General features: G+C 63.4%; 16 protein-coding genes and 1 tRNA gene. 2 read left to right on the top strand and 15 right to left on the bottom strand.

Going from position 1 to position 18,538, the window contains the following annotated elements:
• Positions 1-36: 36 nt before the first annotated feature.
• The 13 genes from EN851_RS12285 to EN851_RS12220 form a co-directional block, all read right to left on the bottom strand.
• Positions 37-354, bottom strand: a complete 318-nt coding sequence (locus tag EN851_RS12285; protein WP_127281047.1) for a Dabb family protein — start codon at positions 352-354, stop codon at positions 37-39.
• 11 nt (positions 355-365) lie between these two features.
• Positions 366-1,994, bottom strand: a complete 1,629-nt coding sequence (locus tag EN851_RS12280) for a choline dehydrogenase (RefSeq protein WP_135929321.1) — start codon at positions 1,992-1,994, stop codon at positions 366-368.
• Between the two features lie 12 nt (positions 1,995-2,006).
• Positions 2,007-2,768 carry a 3-ketoacyl-ACP reductase gene (locus EN851_RS12275; RefSeq protein WP_135929320.1) on the bottom strand — a complete coding sequence of 254 codons (762 nt, stop codon included), beginning with the start codon at positions 2,766-2,768 and terminating at the stop codon, positions 2,007-2,009.
• 211 nt (positions 2,769-2,979) lie between these two features.
• Positions 2,980-4,494, bottom strand: a complete 1,515-nt coding sequence (locus tag EN851_RS12265; RefSeq protein WP_135929319.1) for a GMC family oxidoreductase — start codon at positions 4,492-4,494, stop codon at positions 2,980-2,982.
• Positions 4,495-4,601: 107 nt separating this feature from the next.
• On the bottom strand, positions 4,602-5,717 hold the full coding sequence (locus tag EN851_RS12260; RefSeq protein ID WP_135929318.1) for an ABC transporter ATP-binding protein: 1,116 nt from the start codon (positions 5,715-5,717) through the stop codon (positions 4,602-4,604).
• A 4-nt stretch (positions 5,718-5,721) separates the two neighbouring features.
• Positions 5,722-6,666, bottom strand: a complete 945-nt coding sequence (locus tag EN851_RS12255; RefSeq protein ID WP_135929317.1) for a carbohydrate ABC transporter permease — start codon at positions 6,664-6,666, stop codon at positions 5,722-5,724.
• The gene (locus tag EN851_RS12250; protein WP_135881339.1) at positions 6,663-7,619 is read right to left on the bottom strand and encodes a sugar ABC transporter permease; all 957 of its coding nucleotides are present in this window, start codon (positions 7,617-7,619) and stop codon (positions 6,663-6,665) included. Before EN851_RS12250 ends, EN851_RS12255 begins: the two co-directional genes overlap by 4 nt.
• A 90-nt stretch (positions 7,620-7,709) precedes the next feature.
• Complete coding sequence (locus tag EN851_RS12245) at positions 7,710-8,963, bottom strand: ABC transporter substrate-binding protein (protein WP_127869913.1); 1,254 nt, start codon at positions 8,961-8,963, stop codon at positions 7,710-7,712.
• 58 nt (positions 8,964-9,021) lie between these two features.
• Entirely contained in the window at positions 9,022-10,533 is a 1,512-nt protein-coding gene (locus tag EN851_RS12240; protein ID WP_135929316.1) for an aldehyde dehydrogenase family protein, read from the bottom strand.
• Positions 10,534-10,550: 17 nt separating this feature from the next.
• The gene (locus EN851_RS12235; RefSeq protein WP_127279785.1) at positions 10,551-11,327 is read right to left on the bottom strand and encodes an enoyl-CoA hydratase/isomerase family protein; all 777 of its coding nucleotides are present in this window, start codon (positions 11,325-11,327) and stop codon (positions 10,551-10,553) included.
• Positions 11,320-12,921, bottom strand: a complete 1,602-nt coding sequence (locus EN851_RS12230; protein WP_135929315.1) for an acyl CoA:acetate/3-ketoacid CoA transferase — start codon at positions 12,919-12,921, stop codon at positions 11,320-11,322. Before EN851_RS12230 ends, EN851_RS12235 begins: the two co-directional genes overlap by 8 nt.
• Entirely contained in the window at positions 12,918-13,934 is a 1,017-nt protein-coding gene (locus EN851_RS12225; RefSeq protein WP_135929314.1) for a Gfo/Idh/MocA family oxidoreductase, read from the bottom strand. Before EN851_RS12225 ends, EN851_RS12230 begins: the two co-directional genes overlap by 4 nt.
• The gene (locus EN851_RS12220) at positions 13,931-14,989 is read right to left on the bottom strand and encodes a LacI family DNA-binding transcriptional regulator (RefSeq protein ID WP_127869911.1); all 1,059 of its coding nucleotides are present in this window, start codon (positions 14,987-14,989) and stop codon (positions 13,931-13,933) included. Before EN851_RS12220 ends, EN851_RS12225 begins: the two co-directional genes overlap by 4 nt.
• Before the next feature lie 241 nt (positions 14,990-15,230).
• On the opposite strand from EN851_RS12220, the gene EN851_RS12215 reads away from it, so the two are divergent.
• Entirely contained in the window at positions 15,231-16,385 is a 1,155-nt protein-coding gene (locus EN851_RS12215) for a dihydrodipicolinate synthase family protein (protein ID WP_135929313.1), read from the top strand.
• A gap of 199 nt (positions 16,386-16,584) precedes the next feature.
• On the opposite strand, the gene EN851_RS12210 is transcribed toward EN851_RS12215, so the two are convergent.
• Together EN851_RS12210 and EN851_RS12205 are read right to left on the bottom strand one after the other, a co-directional pair.
• Positions 16,585-16,659 (bottom strand) — tRNA-Val (locus tag EN851_RS12210).
• Between the two features lie 115 nt (positions 16,660-16,774).
• The gene (locus tag EN851_RS12205) at positions 16,775-17,137 is read right to left on the bottom strand and encodes a response regulator (protein ID WP_010911372.1); all 363 of its coding nucleotides are present in this window, start codon (positions 17,135-17,137) and stop codon (positions 16,775-16,777) included.
• A 161-nt stretch (positions 17,138-17,298) separates the two neighbouring features.
• On the opposite strand from EN851_RS12205, the gene EN851_RS12200 reads away from it, so the two are divergent.
• On the top strand, positions 17,299-18,240 hold the full coding sequence (locus EN851_RS12200; protein WP_127869910.1) for an N-formylglutamate amidohydrolase: 942 nt from the start codon (positions 17,299-17,301) through the stop codon (positions 18,238-18,240).
• Positions 18,241-18,538: the final 298 nt, after the last annotated feature.

Genomic DNA, 18,538 nt, shown 5'->3' with positions numbered 1-18,538 from the left:
AGAACAGCGATCAGCCGGCTTTCGAAAGGCCGGCGGTCACTTTTTCGTAAGGTCGAGATCGAAGACCATCAGTCCATCCGTGCCGCCTTCGAGGGCTGCGACCAGCCGGGCGCCGGCACGCTGATGCGCCTCATGCACCAGATAGGCGTCGCGCGCCGCGGCATCGCGAAAGTCGATAGTGAAGCCATGGGTGAAACCCCGTGCGAAAGGCTCCGGACTGGCATTGGCGCTGAAATGAACCGTCTCCATGCCTTCGATCACCTGCCGCAGCGCCTCGAGGTCGGCATGGATGGCCGTGCGCTCGGTCGGGGACACATCGCTACGAAATCTAGCGAAAACACAGTGTCTGATCATTTTACCACTCCCTAAGCAGCGCGATTGCCGGAAAACACCGCCGGCGCCAGCGGCTTGCGGCCAAGGATCAGATCAGCACCCTTTTCGCCAACCATGATGGTCGGCGCATTGGTGTTGGAAGAAGGCACACGCGGCATCACCGAGGCATCGCAGACGCGCAAGCCTTCGATGCCGCGCAGCCTGAGATCCGGCGTCACCACCGCCATCTGGTCATGGCCCATGCGGCAGGTGCCGACCGGATGGTGGTCGGTCTTGGACGTGCGGCAGGCATAGTCGATCAGTTCATCGTCGCCGGCGAGCGACGGGCCGGGCAGCACCTCGCGCAGCACGTATGGCGCCAGCGCCTTCTGCCGCATGATTTCGCGGGCCAGCCGCAGTCCCTTGAGCGACATGGCGCGGTCATAGGGATCGGACCAGTAGTTGGGGTCGATCAGCGGATGGTCGGCGGGGTTGGCGCTTTTCAGCCGCACCGTGCCGCGCGAGCGCGGGCGCAGGAAGGCCGAGTTCAAGGTGACGCCCGGGTTGTTCAATTTCTCGACGCCGGCCTCGATGCCGGATCCCAAACCCAGGTGGAACTGGATGTCGGGCGAGGCGGCGGTCGGGTCGGCGTACCAGAAGCCGCCGGTCTCGAACAGGCTGGAAGCCACCGGGCCCTTCTTCAACAGCAGATATTGCAGGCCGGCCCAGGCCGTGCGGTGCAGCTTGGCGTAATTGTCATAGGTGTGATCGCCGGTGCATTCGGCGATGACGAACAGGTCGAGATGGTCCTGCATGTTGGAGCCGACGCCGGGCAGATCGTGCACCGGCGTCACGCCGACCGATTTCAGATGGTCGGCCGGGCCGATGCCCGACTGCATCAACAGCTTCGGCGAGCCGATGGCGCCGGACGAGACGATCACCTCGCGGTCGGCGCGCAGGATTTTTGTCTCAGCCCCCGGCTTATCTACAACCTCGACGCCAACAGCGCGGGCTTTCTCGACGACGATGCGGGTGACCAACACGTCGGTCCTGACGGTGAGATTCTTGCGGGCGCGAATCGGCTTCAAGTAAGCGACCGAGGCGGAAGAGCGCCGGGCATCCTTCTGGGTCAGCTGGTAATAGCCGACGCCTTCTTGGGCAGCGCCGTTGAAATCCGGGTTGAAAGGGATACCCATCTCCTGGCCGGCGCGGAAATAGGCCTCGCAGATCGGCAGCGGCGAAATCGGGTTCGACACGCCGAGCGGGCCCTGGTCGCCGTGGAAATCGTTGGCGAAACGCTGGTTGTTCTCGGCGCGCTTGAAATAGGGCAGCACGTCGCGGTAGCCCCAACCGGCCAGCCCTTCCTCCTTCTCCCAGGCGTCGTAATCGCGGGCATTGCCGCGCGTGTAGATCTGCGCATTGATGGAGGAGCCGCCGCCGACCACCTTGGCCTGCGTGTACCAGAAGACGCGATCCTTCATGTGCTTCTGCGGCACGGTCGACCAGCCCCAGGAGGCAATGCCCTTGGTCATCTTGGCGAAACCCGCCGGCATATGGATATAGGGGTGCCAGTCCTTGCCGCCGGCTTCGAGCAGCAGCACGGAATTGGAGGGATCCTCGCTCAGCCGGTTGGCCAGAACGCAGCCGGCCGGACCGGCGCCCACGATGATATAGTCGGTCATTGTCTCATCCGTTCACAGCCGCGGCACCGAGAGCGCGCCGTCGACATTGATGATCGAGCCGGTCGAAAAGCCCAGTCTGCCGGCAGCGAGCGCCGCCACCATGGCGCCGATGTCGGAGGCTTCGCCCCAGCGTTTCGCCGGCACCAATCCACCTTCGATCAGCGCGTCATATTTGGCGGTCACGCCCGCCGTCATGTCGGTGCGGATGATGCCCGGCCGCAGCTCGAACACGCCGATGTTTTCCGAGGCGAGCCTGAGCGCGAGGTTCTTCACCCACATGGAAAGCCCTGCCTTCGACATGCAATATTCGGAGCGTTCTGGAGAGGCCATCTCGGCGCTGACCGACGTGATGGTGATGATCGATTTCGCATGATCGCCGGGCTGGCGGAGCATCGCCTTGGCGACGGCTTGGCTGAGGAAGACGGTGCCTCGCAGGTTGATGCCGAGCGCGCGGTCGAAATTGTCGGGTTTGAGATCCAGCAGGTCGCCACGCACGACGGCGCCAATGCCGGCATTGTTGACCAGGCAGTCGATGCGGCCGAAGGCACGCATGGCGGTATCGACGAGGTCGGCGTGGCTTTCGAGATTGGCGATGTCGCATCTGATATAGGCGAATTTTGCAGCCCGCGCGGTGATATTGGCGGCGAGATTGGCCGGCGCTTGGTCGGCTAGGTCTGCGACAAGAATATCGAAGCCTGCGTCGGCGAGCGCCTCGGCACAGGCCAATCCAATGCCGCGTGCACCGCCGGTGACTATGGCGGCAGGGCGCGTCATGGGGCGCTAGCCTTGCGAATGCTAGCGCTGCCCCTCATCGCCCTGCCGGGCACTTCTCCCCGTATAGTGACGGGGAGAAGGACGCTGTCATCGCCGCTTTCGCCAATCGCCAGCGCTGCAAAAAGGTCGCCGGCGTTGCGGCCAGGTCCCTTCTCCCCGTCCTTCACGGGGAGAAGGTGCCGGCAGGCGGATGAGGGGCGGCGCAAACCGGTCATGCTAGTTCGCTCTTGCGGATATGGTCCGCCACCCGTAGCGCCTGGGCGGCGATCGACAGCGCCGGATTGACCGCCGCCGAGTTCGGCAGAAAACTGGCGTCGACGACGAACAGGTTCGGGTGATCGAAGGCGCGGCAAAAGGGGTCGAGCGGCGATGTCGCCGGGTCGTCGCCCATTTTCACCGTGCCGCACTGGTGCGAGGGCGTACGCTTGTCGAAAGGGCGCGACAGCACGATGGGATAACCGCAGGCGTGAAAATTCGCGCGCATCACCTTGGTCAGCCCATCGAGCGACTGCATGTTGGAGCGCCGCCACTGCATGACGATGTCCTTCCCGTCGACCGTGATGCGGCTTTCGGGATCGGGCAGGTCCTCGCACATCAGGTACCAGTCGACGGCATGGCTGGCCATGTAATCGAGCGCGAATTTCGGCACCCGCTTCACATTGGCCCTTAGCATGTTGCCGTCGATCTTGCCGAGAAGCTGGACATTGCCGAGCGGTTTGCCGCCCCTGCCGTCGGACAAATAGTAGTCGTTCAGCATCAGCGTCTTCTGGTAGACGGCATCATTCCTGCGGCGCGGATCGATCGCCAGCATGGCGCTCGAATTGTGGTTCATGAAATTGCGCCCGACCTGGTCGGAGCGGTTGGCCAGGCCCTTGTCGCCCCCCTTGCCATTACCGGGTGAGGGCGAGCGTAGCAGGATGACCGCTGAATTGACCGCGCCGGCCGACAGGATGACCAGTTTCGGCGACAGCTTTTTCAGCTCGCCGTTCTGGCGATAATGTATGGCGGATATGGATTTGCCGTCCGGGGCAGTCTCGAGATATTCGACATAGGCGCCGGTCTCGAGCTTGATGTTCGGATCGGTCAATGCCGCTGCCAGCGGTGCGGTCTGCGCGTCCATCTTTCCCTGGCCCGTGTTTGGGAAGGCGTCCCAGCCGGTCCTGCCCTCCTTCAGCCATGTCTCTATGTCGACGCCGAGTGGCAGGGAGGCCGGATGCAGGCCCAGTCCCTTGAGCTCGGCGCGGGCACGCGCGATCGGCGCCTCGTCGGGCACCGGCTTGAAGGCATAGGGAACCGAATGAAATGGCTCGGTTGGATCCTCGCCCAGCGCGCCGCGAACGCGGAAAAGCTGCTCTGCTTTCGAATACCATGGCTCGAATTCGTCATAGGAAAACGGCCAGGCCGGCGACACGCCGCCAAAGTGCTCCATGTCGGAAAAGTCTTGCTTGCGATAGCGGATCAGCACCGCGCCGAAGAATTTCGAGTTGCCGCCGACATAGTAGTAATTGCCTGGGTTGAAGGCGCCGCCGCCGGCCTCGCGCCACATCTCCTTCGGCCGGTAGTGGCCGTCGACGAAGATCGAGCGCGTGTCGCGCGCATGCGGGGTCGCCGGCAAGGGTTCGCCGCGCTCCAGCATCAGGATGGAGGCGCCGCTGCCGGCCAGACCGGCAGCGATCGTGGCGCCGCCGATGCCGGAACCGATGATGACGATATCGGGGTTTGCCATCACCTAAAGCGCGCCGCGATTGAATTGACACATGCGACGCGCTTCAGGTCCTTTGTTTTGATGCATGTCGTTGCCCCAAAACCGGATCCACTTTTGGGCGAGACGCATCAGCGAATACGGTTCTCGGTCGCCGGGTCGAAGAACACCGCCTTGGTCAGGTTGAAGGCCAGTGGCGTGCTGGTGCCCGGCTGGATGTTGGCATCGGCGCGCAGCCGTGCCACCACGCCCTTGCCGCCGAGATTGGTGACGGCGAAAGTGTCGGAACCGGCCGGTTCCACCACCTCAATATGGCAATCGGCGGTGGCGATTTGCGAGGCGTTGCGTTCCGCGCCTTCGGGATCGGTAAGCGCCTCCGGGCGGACGCCGAAGATGATCGGCTTGCCCTTGAATGCCGACAATCCGGCCGGCGCGTTGGCCATCGGCAAGGTGATCGGCTGGCGTGCCTCGCGATCGAGCACGACGGCCAGATCGCCGCCATTGCCGCCGATGGTGGCCGGGATCAGATTCATTGCCGGCGACCCCATGAAGTCGGCGACGAAGACATTGCTGGGGTTGTTGTAGATTTCGGCCGGCGTGCCGAATTGCTGCACCTCGCCGTCACGCATGACGGCGATCTTGGTCGCCAGCGTCATCGCCTCGATCTGGTCGTGGGTGACATAGACGATCGTTGTACCCGTGGTGGCATGCAGGCGCTTGATCTCAATGCGCATGTCGACGCGCAGCTTGGCGTCGAGGTTGGACAGCGGCTCGTCGAACAGGAACAGCTTGGGGTCCCGCACCAGCGCCCGGCCCATGGCGACGCGCTGGCGCTGGCCGCCGGAGAGCTGGCTCGGCTTGCGCTGCAGCAGATGGCCGATCTGCAGGATCTTGGCCACCTTGTCGATCGCCTTCTGCCGCTCGTCGGCCGGCACGCCGCGCATTTCCATGCCGAAGGAGATGTTCCCGGCGACCGTCATGTTGGGGTAGAGCGCATAGCTCTGGAACACCATGGCGATATCGCGCTTGGACGGATGAAGATCGGTGATGGTGCGGCCGTCGACGCGGATATCGCCAGAGGTGATCGTCTCCAGTCCGGCAATGGTGTTGAGTAAGGTTGACTTGCCACAGCCGGAAGGACCGACCAGCACCAGGAAGCCGCCTTTTTCCAGCTCGAGGTTAATCCCTTTCAGGATCTCGACCTGGCCGAAACGCTTCCTCAGACCATCAATTTCCAGAAAAGCCATTGGGTTATCCTTTGACCGCGCCCGCCATCAGGCCACGCACGAAATAGCGGCCGGCGAGCACATAGACGAGAAGGGTGGGGAGTGCGGCGATCATCGCCGCCGCCATGTTGACGTTGTATTCGACGACGCCGGTCGAGGTGTTGACGACGTTGTTGAGCGCCACCGTCATCGGCATCGCATCGCCGGTGCCGGCATAGGCGGAGGCGAACAGGAAGTCGTTCCAGATGTTGGTGAATTGGTAGATGACGGTGACGACGAAGATCGGCATCGAGTTCGGCAGCATGATGCGCCGGAAGATCTGGAAGAACGAAGCGCCGTCGACCTGGGCGGCCTTGACCAGTTCGGTCGGGAACGCCTCGTAATAGTTCCGGAAGAACAGCGTGGTGAAGCCGATGCCGTAGACGACGTGGACGAAGACCAGATTGACCGTCGAATTGCCGAGGCCGAAGCTGGTGCCGATCGAGTTTTGCAGCGTCACGCCGAAGCGGCCGACGCTGCCCAGGATCGTCGCCATCGGCAACAGAACGGACTGGAACGGAATGAAGCAGGCAAACAGCATCAGCCCGAACACCAGCGTCGCCCCGCGAAAACGCCATTTGGTCAGCACGTAGCCATTGAGCGCACCGAGCATGGTCGAGATCAGCACGGCGGGAACCACCATCTTGATGGAGTTCCAGAAATAGCCCTTGATGCCGGCGCAGGTGAGGCCGACGCAGGTCTCGCCCCAGGCCTTCAGCCAGGGATCGAAGGTCGGCGCCTTGGGCAGCGAAAGCATGTTGCCGTTCTGGATCTCGTCCATGGTCTTGAACGAGGTTACCAGCATGACGAACAGCGGCATCAGGTAGAACAGCGCGAACAGCGCCAGAAGCCCGTAGATGACGATGCGGTTGACGATCCTGACGTTCATGCCGCCGCTGGCCTGGCGGGCGGGAGTGGTCACGGCGCTCATCGCGGCTTCTCCCTCAATTCCGAATAGAGATAGGGCACGATGATGGCGACGATGGTCATCAGCATGATCACGGCGCTTGCCGAACCGACCGCCATTTCGTTGCGCTTGAAGGTGTATTCATACATGAAATTGGATGGCAGCCATGCCGAGCCGCCGGGACCGCCGCTGGTCAGCGCCACGACCAGATCGTAGGATTTGATGGCAAGGTGCGCGAGCACGATGAAGGCCGACAGGAAGATCGGCCGCAGCAGCGGAATGACGATGCGGCGATAGAGCTGGAAGGTGGTGGCGCCGTCGATCTGCGCCGCCTTCATGATCTCGCCGTCAATGCCGCGCAGGCCGGCCAGGAACATCGCCATGATGAAGCCGGAGGCCTGCCAGACGCCGGCGATGACCACGGTGTAGATGACGAAATCCTTGTTCTTGATCCAGTCGAAATGGAAGCTCGTCCAGCCCCATTGGTGCAGCGTCTGCTCGAGGCCGAGGCCAGGGTCGAGGAACCATTTCCAGGCGACGCCGGTGACGATGAATGAGAGCGCCATCGGGTAGAGGTAGATGGGACGCAAGACGCCTTCGCCGCGGATCTTCTGGTCGAGCAGGATGGCCAGGAACAGGCCGAGCGCCAGACAGATCAAGATGTAGAGAAAGCCGAAAATGCCCATATTGGTGATCGATGTGTACCAGCTCGACGGCGGATCGGTGTCGAAGGTCCAGTTCCACAGCCGCTGGTAGGCGCGCGCGCCGGTTATGGCGTAGGACGGAAAGGTCTTGGAGTTGGTGAAGGACAGGTAGATCGTCCACAGGATGAAGCCGTAGACGAAGACGACGGTGATGGCGAAGCTCGGCGCCAGCACGATCTTGGGCAAGGCGTCCTGTAGCCGCGAGCGCACCGAGGCCCGCGGGCGGGCATGCTCCGGCGTCAGCTTGATCTGGGTTGTCGCAACTGTGCTCATGGGGTTCCTCCCGTCGGCGTTCGGCCGACCGGCCTCACGGACCGGGAACCTCCCCCGCCGGAGCGGGGAAGGTGTTTGGGTGCCTAGTGCTTACTTGGCGTCGTCGATTGCCTTGACCAGTTCGGTCACGGCCTCGTCCGAGGTCTTGATCTGACCGTGGACGAATTTGGAGACGACGTCCTTGTAGGCATTGGCGACAGCCGGAGGGGCGCCATAGCCCTGGGCCAGCGAGCCGAACAGCGTGCCGCCTTCATTGGCCTTCTTCAGGTCGGCGATACCCTTCTTGCCGCAAGCGTCGAAGTCGGTGTCAGGCACGTCGGTGCGGGCCGGAACCGAACCCTTGACGACGTTGAAGGCCGACTGGAAGCTCTTCGACAACGTGGCTGTGGCCAGAGCGACCTGGGCCGCCTTGCGGTCGTCGGGGACGTTGAACATGCCGAACATGTCGGAGTTGTAGATCACCGAGCCGTCTGTGCCCGGGAAGCGGTAGCAGAGGAAGTCGGTGCCCGGGGTCTTGTTGGCGGCGTGGAACTCGCCCTTGGCCCAGTCGCCCATGACCTGCACCAGCGCATCGCCCTTGATGACCATGGCGGTGGCGAGGTTCCAGTCGCGGCCCGAGAAGTTCGGGTCGACATAGGTGACGAGCTTGGCGAGATTGTCGAACGACTTCTTCATCGTGTCGGACTTGAGCGAGGCGTCGTCGAGGTCGTTCATCGCCTTCTTGTAGAACTCCGGCCCGCCGGTCGACAGCACGACGGAATCGAACATGGTGGCTTCCTGCCAGTTCTGGCCGCCAAGCGCGAGCGGCGTGACGCCGGCCGCCTTGGCCTTGTCGAGCAGGGCGATGAAATCATCGAAGGTCTTCGGCTCGGCGCCGCCGATCTTGTCCATCACCGCCTTGTTGATCCACAGCCAGTTGACCGAGTGGACGTTGACCGGAGCGGCAACCCACTTGCCGTCATAGACGGAGAATTTCTGCAGGGCGGCCGGAACCGATTTGTCCCAGCCTTCCTTCTTCGCCGTCTCGGTGAGGTCGCCCATCACGCCGGCCGCGGCATAGTCGAGCACGGTATAGCCGAGCATCTGCGAGGCGGTCGGATAGTTGCCGGCCGCGACCATCGCCTTCAGCGCGGTCATGGCGGCATCGCCGCCGCCGCCGGCCACCGGCACGTCCTTCCAGGCATAGCCTTCCTTGGCCAGATCCTGCTTGAGCACGTTGAGGGCAGCCGCTTCGCCGCCCGACGTCCACCAATGCAGCATCTGCACTTCCTTGACGTCCTCGGCATGGGCCGCGAAAGCCAGGCCCGAAGCGAGAGCCGTTCCGATAAGCAGTTTGCGCAACATGTACTTCCTCCCTTGTTGCAACTCACATGACCGGCGGATGCCGCCGGGGTCTCCCAACTCAGCCGACCCACCAACCGGTGCGCTGGCCGCGATGAAACTGGATTGTCTTTTCCTCGGTATAGTCCTCGACGGCGCGCTTGCCGAGTTCGCGACCCAGGCCCGACTGCTTGTGGCCGCCGAACGGCAGTTCTGGATAACCTTCCATGAACGTGTTCACCCAGACCGTCCCCGAACGCACGCCCCGCGCCACCGACATGCAGGTGTCGATGCTGGCGCTCCACACACCCGCCGACAGACCATAGGGCGTGTTGTTGGCGATGTGCAACGCCTTTTCAATCGTTTCAAAAGTCAGTACCGAGAGCACCGGCCCGAACACTTCCTCGCGGGCGACGGCCATGTTTTCGGTGACGTTGCGTAAGATCGTCGGATCGAGATATTGGCCGGCATTGGAAGGGAGTTGCCCGCCGCCGCTGTAGATGCGGACCCCGTCACTCGCGGCGGCCGCGATGTAATCGGTGACCTTGGCCAGATGGTCGGAGGAAATCATCGCACCGATCTTGGTCCTGATATCGAGTGGATCGCCCACGGTTACCTTTGCGGTCAACGCCCTCACGGCGGCCAGGAAATCATCGGCGATCGCCTCGTGCACGATCAACCGGCTGCCGGCATTGCAGCATTCGCCGGCATTGAAGAAGCCGCCGAACACCGCTGCATCGGCGGCCGCCTCGAGATCGGCATCGGGGAAGACGATCTGGCCGTTCTTGCCGCCGAGTTCCATCGAAACCTTCTTCAGGGAATTCGCGGCCGTCGCCATGGTCATCTTGCCGACGCGGGTGGAACCGGTGAACGACACCATCTCGACCAGGGGATGGCTGACCATCGGCGCGCCGACATCGGCGCCAAGACCGGCGAGGATGTTGACGACGCCGGCGGGAACGCCGGCTTCGTGAAGGATGTCGCCGAGAACGAAGGTCGAGGCCGACGTCATCTCGCTCGGCTTGACCACGGCCGTACAGCCGGCGGCCAGCGCGAAAGGCAGTTTCTGGCTGACGATGAGGAACGGGAAATTCCACGGCGTGATGATCGAGACGACACCGATCGGCTCGCGCAGCACGACGCCCAGCATGGCGTCGCCGAGATTGGCGTAGCTCTCGCCATGCAGCGTGCGGGCAAGCGAGGCGGCATAGCGCCAGATGTCGACGGCGCCGCCGATCTCGCCGCGCGCCTGGGTAATCGGCTTGCCGGATTCCAGCGCATCGAGGCGGGCGATGTCTTCCAGCCGGGCCTCGATCAGGTCGGCCGCCTTGAGCAGGATCGCGGCGCGCTCGGCCGCCTTCATGCGCGGCCAAGGACCGGTCTCGAACGCCCTGTGCGCGGCCTGCATCGCGGCTTCCACTTCGGCAGCCCCTGCCTGAGCATAGTGTGAAACGGTGAAGCCGTGGCCGGGGCTCTTGCGTTCCAGCATACGGCCGTCGCGGGCATCGACATGCTTGCCGTCGATCAGCAGCTTGTACGCCTTGGGCGCGGCGGAAGCCTCGGCGGGCATGGAAATCTTCAGAGGTGCATTCATGTGATTTCCACTCTGTCCTAGGAACGCGAAAACACGGGCTTCTGCTTGGTCTTGAAGGAGCCGACGCCGGCCTTGAGATCGCCGGTGAGCGCTATGAAACCGCTGGCCAGGGCTTCGGTCGCGGCAGCGCTTTCCTCGCCTTCGGCAACGGCGATCATCAGCTTGGCGGCTTCGGTCGCCAGCGGCCCGCGTTCGGCGATTTTCCCAGCCCAGGCCTTGGCTTCGTCTAACGCCTTGCCGGTTTCGACGACGCGGTCGACGATGGCAAGCACGAGCGCTTCAGCCGCCAGAAAAATCTCGCCACCGACAGCCATGCGACGCACCGTCTGGGCGCCGAAGCGGCGCACCGCGCGTTGCGTGCCGGACCAGCCGGGGACGACACCGATCGAGGTCTCGGGGAAGCCGAGCTTCACCTGGGTTTCGGCGACGCGAAAATCGCAAGCGACAGCCAGTTCCAGCCCGCCGCCGAGAGCATGGCCGGACAGAACGGCGATGGTCGGCTGCCGCAGCCGTGCCAGCCGGTCGAAGACACGGTGGCCGTAGCGCACCCATTGCACCTGGAAATCTGCGGCACTCATGCCGCCCCAGGCCTCGACATCGCCGCCTGCGCAAAATCCCTTGCCTTCGCCGCATATGAGGACGGCGCGGACATCTTCGGCGCTTTCCGCCTCATCGAGCGCCGCCTCCAGCGCGCGCAGCATCGGGATGTCGAGCGCGTTGAATTTTTCGGGCCGGCGCAAGGTGACGATGCCGATCGCGCCATCCCGCTCGAAGGTGACGAGGCGCTCAGCCATGCGCGCCTCCAAGCGAGGCGCCGCCATTGAGTGACAGGCCGATCGGCCGATCCTGGTAGAGCGCGGCCGGCGTCACCTTGAGGTCATTGGCCACGTTGAGCGGGATCTCGGCCTGTGCCAGCACATCGCGCTCGAGGTCGATACCGGGCGCCAGTTCCGTCACCATCAGCCCATCGGGCGTCAGCTTCATCACGCAGCGCTCGGTGACATAGGTGATGTCCTGCCCTTGAGCGACGGCACGCTTGCCCGAGAAGGAGATATGCTCAACCTCATTGACGACTTTCTTGACCTTGCCTTCCGCATCGATGCGAATGCCGCCATCGGCCAGCGAGAGCTTTGCCCCGGCGTTGAAGAAGCCAGAGAAAACAATCTTCTTCGCCCGTGACGTGATGTCGACGAAGCCGCCGGCGCCGGCGGTGACATGCGGCCGCGCCGAAAGTTTCGAGACGTTGACCGAGCCGTGGCGGTCGATCTGCAGGAAGGAGAGCAGCGAAGCGTCGAAGCCGCCGGCCTGGAAATAGATGAACTGGTGCGGCGAGGGCATGATCGCCTCGGCATTGGAGGCGCAGCCGAACTTGAAGTCGAGCAGCGGCACGCCGCCGACGGCACCCTGTTCGATCACCCAGGTGACCTTGCCGTGCTGGCCTTCTTCCAGAAGGATACGCGGCACATTGGCGGAGATGCCGAAGCCGATGTTGACGGCCATGCCGTCGCGCAATTCCATGGCGACGCGGCGCGCAATCACCTTCTGCACGTTCATCTCAGCGTTGCGGAAGCTCGACAGCGGCCGGAAGATCTCACCCGAAATCGCCGGATCGTAAGGCGTCAGCGTCGTCTGTAACTGGTCGGGCGCGACGACGATATGGTCGACCAGCACGCCCGGCACGCGCACGTCATGCGGCTTCAGCGTGCCGTTCTCGACGACGCGCTTGACCTGCACGATGACGATGCCGCCATTGTTGCGGGCGGCGAGCGCCTGTTCCAGCCCACCGAGATAGGCGCCCTCATGCTCGTAGGTCAGGTTGCCGCGCTCGTCCGCCGTGGTAGCGCGGATGATCGAGACTTGCGGCACGATGGCGCGGAAATAGAGCCATTCCTCGCCGTCGAATTGCTGCACCGAGACGATCGGCTCGCCGGCGGCGGCGTTCATCGCGCAGCCCTGGTGGCGCGGGTCGGCGAAAGTGTCGAGGCCGACCTTGGTTAGCACGCCCGGCCGCTTGGCGGCGGCCTCGCGGTGCATGTCGAACAGGATGCCGGACGGCACGTTATAGGCGGCGACGGAATTGTCGCCAATCATCTTCCAGATCTGCGGCGGTTCGGCGGAGGAGGGGCCGGACGGATAGGAGCCGCACAGCGTGCGCTTCAACAGGCCGGGCTTGGCCAGATGATCGATGCCCTTGATGCCATACATGTCGCCGGCGGCGATGGGATGCAGGGTGGTGATGTCCTTCGGATGGCCCTCGCTGTCGAAGCGTTCGCTGATGGCGGCGAGCACGGCGTCCGGACAGCCAAGACCGCTTGACGAGGACACCGAGACGACCATGCCGTCCTTGATCAGGCTGGCTGCCTGCGCCGATGAAACGACCTTGCTCAATTCATGCTCCCGAGTTTCGGGTCGATCTTGACGGCTCTGCCGGAATTGGCCGACTGCAATGCCGCCTCGGCCGCTGTGAGCGACCAGATGCCGTCCTCGCCAGTGGCGGAGGGCTGATCCTCGCCACGGATCGCGGCATGGAACCGGCCCACCGACCTGACGTAGAGATTCTCGCGGTCGAAGCTCAATTCTTCCTCGCCACCCGCGGTGCGCAGCGTCACCGTGCCGACCGGTTTCTGCGTCATGACATTGCGGGCGATCAGCGAACCCTGCGAGCCGTGCACCTCGAAACCGGTGTTGGCAAATCTGGTGGTGAAGCCTTCATGCGATTGCGCGATGAGGCCCGATTTGAAGCGCCAGATGCACATGGCGCCGTCTTCCAGCCCGCTGCCGGCCATGCCGGCCGATTGCGTGAAAGCGGAAACCTCGACCGGATCGTCGCCGAGCACGAAGCGCAGCGTGTCGGCATCGTGCACGGTGATGTCGAGCACCACGCCGCCGCCGGCCTCGGGCCTGGCGATGCGCCAACCCTGCAGGTTCTCCGGCAGATAGACGGAATGGAAGACCCGCGCGGCAATGGGCTGGCCGATGCGGCCGGCGGCAATCGCCTCGCGCATGACGCGGTGCGCGCCGGCATTGCGCAGATGGTGATTGGTGCCGAGCACGATGCCCGCGGCCTTGGCCGCGGCGACCATTCTACGCGCGTCGGCGCTGGTCAGCGCCAGCGGCTTCTCGCACAGCACATGCTTTCCCGCCTGGATCGCGGCGAGTGCCTGTTCGAGGTGCAGTTCGTTGGTGGTCGAGATGTAGACGGCGTCGATGTCGGATCCGAGCAAGGCATCGAGATTTGATACGGCGGCCGGAATGCCATTTTCCCTTGCATAGGCCGCGGCGCGTTCCGCGCTGGAGCTCATTACAGCCGCGATCTCGCCATCGGCTTGCGCGCGAATGGCGTCGATCATGAATTGCCGGGCGATCGTGCTGGCGCCGATCAGCCCCCATTTGACGCTCATCTCGCGGCTCCCGTTGCCGCGGGCCTGTTTCGCGTGCGGCGATCTGGGCCGCAGCTTTCCCTGACCACGAGATTGACGGCGCCGATATGGTCCTCGGCGCGCGTGGTGCGCGACTGGATCATCTTGATCATGACGTGGGCCGCGCGTTCGCCGAGACCGGCGGAGTCCACCGCTACGCTGGTTAGCGCCGGCATGTAATGTTCGGCCTCGACCACATCGTCGAAGCCGACGACGGCGAAATCCGCGCCCGGCTCAAGTCCGCGCTTGCGCAGCGCCAGCATGACGCCAAAGGCGACGGCATCGTTGAAGCAGAGCGCCGCGGTTGGTGGCTCGGCCATTGCGAGCGACGTCTCCAGGCAGGCCATGCCGCCCTTGCGGTTGGTCTCGCCTTCGATGATGAGCGCGTCGCGGGGGTCGATGCCAAGCGTTTCGCAGGCTTCGCGAAAGCCGCCCAAGCGCTCATGATAGACGATGAGGTCGGACGAGCCGCCGAAGAAGGCCAGGCGGCGATGCCCCTTGCCGACGAGATGAGCGGTGGCGAGATAGGCGCCACGATGATTGTCGGGGGTGATCACCGGGATACGGCTTTCCGGCAAGCGGCGCATGGCGAAGACGACCGGCACGCCCGCCATCTCAAGCCGCCGGAAGGCACCTGGCGTGGTGCCGCGCGCCGGCGAGACGATGAGGCCGGCGACGCCTTGCTCCATCAGCGATTTCAACACCTCTTCCTGGCGCACCGGGTTCTCCGCCGTGTTGGCGATGAACGGCACGATGCCGGCCGACTGGAAGACGCGCTCCATGCCCACTGCCAGTTCAGCGAAGAACGGATTGGTGAGATCGTTGATGACCATGCCGATGACGTTGGAATGGGCCTTGCGCAGATTGGCGGCGCCGCGATTGTAGACATAGCCGACATCCTCGATCGCCTTGCGAACCTTGACCGCGGTCTCGGGGCGGATCAGCCCGCTGCCCTGGAGCACGAGCGACACCGTCGATTTGGACACGCCTGCCTCGCGGGCGATGTCGAAGATCGTCGCCTTGGCGCGGCTGGCCATCCAGATGTCTCCTCCCGGTTTTCTCAATCGAATTTATTGGAACGTTCTAATCCCTGCTCCGTGGATGAGTCAATCGGGATTTTTTCTCAATCAAACGAGGCGATCATACGTGGTCCAACGATATGCCATTCAAGGCTTCCTGTGTTGCAACGCAGCATTGGTCGGCGGCCGCTTTCGAATCTTAAAGGTTCTTGATTTATTGGAACGTTCCATTTAGTAAATGCCGAAAACGGAGAGATCGATGGACATTGCCTTGCCCGGCGCGGGCGGCCGCAGCACCGGTTACGTGCTTGTCGGACAGCCGGTCCAGCCGGTGATCGGCGCGCGGTTCCCGCGCATCGCCTATGCCGCCGCGCATGTCGTCGCCGATCCCCTGGAAATGACCGATCCATGGTCGCGGCCGGTTGTCGACTGGGACAGGACGATGGCGTTTCGCCATCATCTTTGGCGGCTCGGCTTCCGCATCGCCGAGGCGATGGACACGTCGCAGCGCGGCATGGGTTTCGATTGGCGGAGCGCGAGGGAATTGATCCGCCGATCAATCGCGGAGGCGAGGACCGTCGCTGACGCCGACCTCGCCTCGGGCGCCGGAACCGACCATCTGGCGCCGGCGTCGGCCAGGACACTGGATGATGTGATCGCCGCCTATGAGGAGCAGTTCGCTTTCATCGAAGGGCAAGGCGGCAAGGCGATCATGATGGCCAGCCGCGCGCTGGCCGCCGTCGCCAAGGGCCCGGACGACTATGCCTTGGTCTACGACCGCATACTGGGCCAGGCCTCCGGCAAAGTGATCCTGCACTGGCTGGGCGACATGTTCGACCCGGCCCTGAAAGGCTATTGGGGCAGCGATGATTTCGAGACCGCACTCGATACGGTGGTCGCCATCATCGAGCGCCATGCCGGCAAGGTCGAGGGCATCAAGATATCGCTGCTCGACGCCGGCAAGGAGGTGGCGCTTAGGAACCGGCTGCCGGACGGCGTGGTGATGTTCACCGGCGACGACTTCAACTATCCCGAACTGATCGCCGGAGACGGCAAGCGCCACTCGCACGCGCTGCTCGGCATTTTCGACGCGATCGCGCCGGTTGCCAATGCGGCGCTGGCGAAGCTGGCCGCCGGCGACCGTACAGGCTACGACGCGCTGATGGCGCCGACCGTGCCGTTGTCGCGAAAAATCTTCGAGGCGCCGACCGAATATTACAAGGCCGGCATTGTCTTCATGGCTTGGCTGAACGGCCACCAGGACCATTTCGCGATGGTCGGTGGCATGCAGTCGGCGCGCGGCATCCGCCATTATGCCGAAGTCTTCCGCCTTGCCGATCAGGCTGGATTGCTGGCCGACCCGGAGATGGCGGTTGCCAGGATGAAGAGCCTCTGCGCCGTCGCGGGCGTCTGAGTGGCACACAGGTTGGCCGCGGCCGCCAACTCGAGTGTTGTGGCTTGCCCCTTCGCAAAACTCGCTGACAGGCCTGGGAATAGCCTGACCCGACACCGCAATGATTCGATGAGGGAATAGGGCAGTGGGGGAATCAGGGCACGCAGCGGCGGCCAGGCCTTACGCCCTATCTCTTCGACTCAGCTGGTTTGGATCTGGATGGTGGGCGTGACAGGGATTGAACCTGTGACCCCTGCAATGTCAATGCAGTGCTCTCCCGCTGAGCTACACGCCCATCCGAAGCCGCGCATACACCATTTTTGGTCAGGCGCGTCAATAGCAGGAAAAGAGGAAAAACACGTCGTCTCGCCGCGGCTGTGGACTGACCCCGGCGGCTTGCGGAAGGCGGCTCAGGCCGCGTGCAGCATCTTCTCGACCTCGTTGACGAGGTCGCGCAGGTGGAAGGGCTTGGACAGCACCTTGGCGTCTTTCGGCGCCTTGGAATCCGGGTTCAGCGCGACAGCGGCGAAACCGGTGATGAACATGACCTTGAGGTCGGGGTCGATCTCGGTGGCGCGGCGCGCCAATTCGATGCCGTCCATCTCCGGCATGACGATGTCGGTCAGAAGCAGCGAGAACGGTTCTTCGCGCAGCCGCTCATAGGCGCTGGCGCCGTTGTCGAAATCGCTGACCTGATAACCGGCGCGCTCCAGCGCCTTGACGAGGAACCGACGCATATCGTCGTCGTCTTCCGCCAGAAGAATGCGTGCCATGTTGTCCCGTCCGAATCACCCGCCGAGACTGCCGAGGGGCAGGCCCGTTAACCATCCTGTATATGAGGAGGTGAGAGTAAACATCAAGTGAACACGGACGCGCTTGCCCCACATTTGCCAAGCGGCACGACGGCTGAAATGCTGGACATGCGGCCAGCAAGGTGGCAGTTTCATGCCATGATGCACTGGTGTTTTCGGGTTCGTTCAAATTGAAGACGGCAGCCGAGGATTTTTCGGTCTTTCCACCCTTCGAAATCCGGTCGGGCGCCGAGCAGCGCGTCCCCTTCCTCTTCAATTCACCGCATAGCGGCCGCTACTATCCTGAACGCTTCCTTGCCATGGCAAGGCTCGATCGCAACGCCATCCGCCGCTCGGAGGATTGCTATGTCGACGAGCTGTTCGGCGGCGCCGTGGCGCTGGGCGCGCCGATGTTGGCGGCAAATTTTCCGCGTGCCTATCTCGATGTCAACCGCGAGCCATGGGAACTCGACCCGCGCATGTTCGCCGAGCCGGTGCCGTCCTTCTGCAACATCCGCTCCGCGCGCGTGGCCGGCGGGCTCGGCACCGTGCCGAAGCTGGTGGGCGAGGGGCTCGACATCTATGCGGGCCGCTTGCCGCTCGCCGAGGCGGTTGCCCGCATCGAAGCCGTCTACAAGCCTTATCACGAAACGCTGAAGCGGCTTTTGACCCGGACCCACGCCCGTTTCGGCTTTGCCGTGCTGATCGACTGCCATTCGATGCCGGCGAGCATCCGTGTCGGCGACAACGGGCTGCGGCCGGATTTCATCATCGGCGACCGTTTCGGCATCTCGGCCACCGCGGCCCTGACCGAAACCGCGATCGGCCTATTGACCGCGATGGGCTATACCGTTGCTCACAACAAGCCTTATGCCGGCGGTTTCATCACGGAACATTACGGCCGCCCGGCGCGTCATCTGCATGCGCTGCAGATCGAGGTCAATCGCGGGCTCTACATGAATGAGCGGACATTCGAGAAAGCCGCCGGCTTCGACGCGCTGGCCGACGATCTGACGCGATTTTCGGCCGACCTGATGGCGATGCCGGATCACCATTTCATCGACCTGCCGCTGGCCGCGGAGTGAAGATCACGCCTTGTTCCATGCGTGCGACTGCCCGAAGACCCCTCGTGTGGTTTTGGGCGGTACGCTTCGGGAGCGGCGGCTGAAAAAAAGACCGCATCGTTTGCACGATACGGTCGAAGTCTAGGGAGGAAACGCCCAAGGAGGGCATGGACAGGAAACCCTATCCGATAATGAGGGTATTGTGCAGCGCACAAATGTCAAGCGACGTTCAGGCTTTTTTAATTCAGAGTGATGTGGAAATTGCGTTTCGTTGACAGAAACGTGACATTTCAGCAACAGGTGTCGCTGCCGGAAAATT

It is taken from the genome of Mesorhizobium sp. M8A.F.Ca.ET.208.01.1.1 (assembly GCF_004791315.1).
Taxonomy (GTDB): domain Bacteria; phylum Pseudomonadota; class Alphaproteobacteria; order Rhizobiales; family Rhizobiaceae; genus Mesorhizobium.
The sequence above is the reverse complement of the archived record's forward strand: the minus strand, read 5'-3'. Positions and strand labels throughout refer to the sequence as shown.

Excerpts from the sequence above, each read along its gene's own strand:
- EN851_RS12285 (WP_127281047.1), bottom strand. The coding sequence starts at position 354 with ATGATCAGACACTGTGTTTTCGCTAGATTTCGTAGCGATGTGTCCCCG.
- EN851_RS12280 (WP_135929321.1), bottom strand. The coding sequence starts at position 1,994 with ATGACCGACTATATCATCGTGGGCGCCGGTCCGGCCGGCTGCGTTCTG.
- EN851_RS12275 (WP_135929320.1), bottom strand. The coding sequence starts at position 2,768 with ATGACGCGCCCTGCCGCCATAGTCACCGGCGGTGCACGCGGCATTGGA.
- EN851_RS12265 (WP_135929319.1), bottom strand. The coding sequence starts at position 4,494 with ATGGCAAACCCCGATATCGTCATCATCGGTTCCGGCATCGGCGGCGCC.
- EN851_RS12260 (WP_135929318.1), bottom strand. The coding sequence starts at position 5,717 with ATGGCTTTTCTGGAAATTGATGGTCTGAGGAAGCGTTTCGGCCAGGTC.
- EN851_RS12255 (WP_135929317.1), bottom strand. The coding sequence starts at position 6,666 with ATGAGCGCCGTGACCACTCCCGCCCGCCAGGCCAGCGGCGGCATGAAC.
- EN851_RS12250 (WP_135881339.1), bottom strand. The coding sequence starts at position 7,619 with ATGAGCACAGTTGCGACAACCCAGATCAAGCTGACGCCGGAGCATGCC.
- EN851_RS12245 (WP_127869913.1), bottom strand. The coding sequence starts at position 8,963 with ATGTTGCGCAAACTGCTTATCGGAACGGCTCTCGCTTCGGGCCTGGCT.
- EN851_RS12240 (WP_135929316.1), bottom strand. The coding sequence starts at position 10,533 with ATGAATGCACCTCTGAAGATTTCCATGCCCGCCGAGGCTTCCGCCGCG.
- EN851_RS12235 (WP_127279785.1), bottom strand. The coding sequence starts at position 11,327 with ATGGCTGAGCGCCTCGTCACCTTCGAGCGGGATGGCGCGATCGGCATC.
- EN851_RS12225 (WP_135929314.1), bottom strand. The coding sequence starts at position 13,934 with ATGAGCGTCAAATGGGGGCTGATCGGCGCCAGCACGATCGCCCGGCAA.
- EN851_RS12220 (WP_127869911.1), bottom strand. The coding sequence starts at position 14,989 with ATGGCCAGCCGCGCCAAGGCGACGATCTTCGACATCGCCCGCGAGGCA.
- EN851_RS12215 (WP_135929313.1), top strand. The coding sequence starts at position 15,231 with ATGGACATTGCCTTGCCCGGCGCGGGCGGCCGCAGCACCGGTTACGTG.
- EN851_RS12205 (WP_010911372.1), bottom strand. The coding sequence starts at position 17,137 with ATGGCACGCATTCTTCTGGCGGAAGACGACGACGATATGCGTCGGTTC.